This window comes from Streptomyces sp. WM6386 (assembly GCF_000972385.1).
Taxonomy (GTDB): domain Bacteria; phylum Actinomycetota; class Actinomycetes; order Streptomycetales; family Streptomycetaceae; genus Streptomyces.
In genome coordinates this window covers 1-1,040 of record NZ_JXTE01000218.1, presented here as the reverse complement: position 1 = coordinate 1,040, position 1,040 = coordinate 1, and the positions used below count along the sequence as shown (strand labels likewise).

Here is a 1,040-nt window from a genome sequence, read left to right as displayed (position 1 = left end):
GGACCCGCCCGGGCACGAACCGGCGGTACGCGACCCGTGTGCCGTCCGGCGACAACGCCGCGTCCCCCGGATCCTCCAGGCCCACCCCCTGGCCACCGGCGTCGACCGGCTCCGCGTCGGCACCGGCACGGACGAAGGTGTGTGGCTCCGCCGGACCGAGGTCGTGGTCCCAGGCGCGGGTCGGCCCGGCCTCGTACAGGATCGCGGTGACCTTGGCGTCCTTGCGCGCCGTGCGCAGCTTGCCGTGTGCCTCGGCGTCGGCGGCCCCCGGCAGCAGCCCTGCGGTGTGACAGAGCGCGCCGGAGCCCCGGGCGACGGTGAACGCGGTGATCCCTCCCGGGTGCCGGGCCACAACGGCGGCCTCGCCGCGCGGGGGCAGCGCCCACAGCGCGGCACCCTCGTCCTCGTCGCTGTCACCGTCCGTGGCGGCGCGGCCGGACAGGAAGTACAGCGTCCCGTCCGGACCGAACACCGGCCCCGACTCGCCCTTGTCGGAACGGGTCAGCCGCAGCGCGTCGCGCTCCCCGGCCCGGTCGATCTCCCACAGACCGGACACGAACCGCGTCCCGTCGCCGGACAGCGACTGCACGGCGGCCACGAGTCGAGTGCCGTCACCTGACAGGGCAAGTGAGTTGACGCGGGGACGGGCGACGAAGGCGGACAGGTCACGGAAGGTGGACGGGCCACCGGAGGACTCGGTCATGCGGGCGATTGTCGCCCCCGCGTGACGCGACAGCCAAGGAGTTCGGCCCGGCACAAAGATCCCGTGGTCAAAGTTGACGCGGAACGCGTCCGACATCATCGCCGCCGTGGCCGGAAGGCGTGGGTGTGCGGAGACCGAGCCACAGGCCCCTGCCCTCCCGGGGGCCCGCCGGCCCACCGGCCACGCCGCGCTGCCCGACCCTCGTCCGGAGTGAACGGGCCGGGTGACAGCACGCGGTTGGCCGCTCCATGGCCACCGTCGGTGCACCACCACCGCGAGATCGTCCAACGGCAGTTGCTCGTGAGCGGCGGTGGACAGCACGCGCAGGGGCGTGGTC

The 1,040-nt window shown here is 74.2% G+C and carries 1 pseudogene; it reads right to left on the bottom strand.

Annotation, left to right across the window (positions count from 1 at the left end):
* Positions 1 to 703 (bottom strand): annotated as a pseudogene (locus TN53_RS40850) (PD40 domain-containing protein); the annotation flags it as partial.
* Positions 704 to 1,040: the final 337 nt, after the last annotated feature.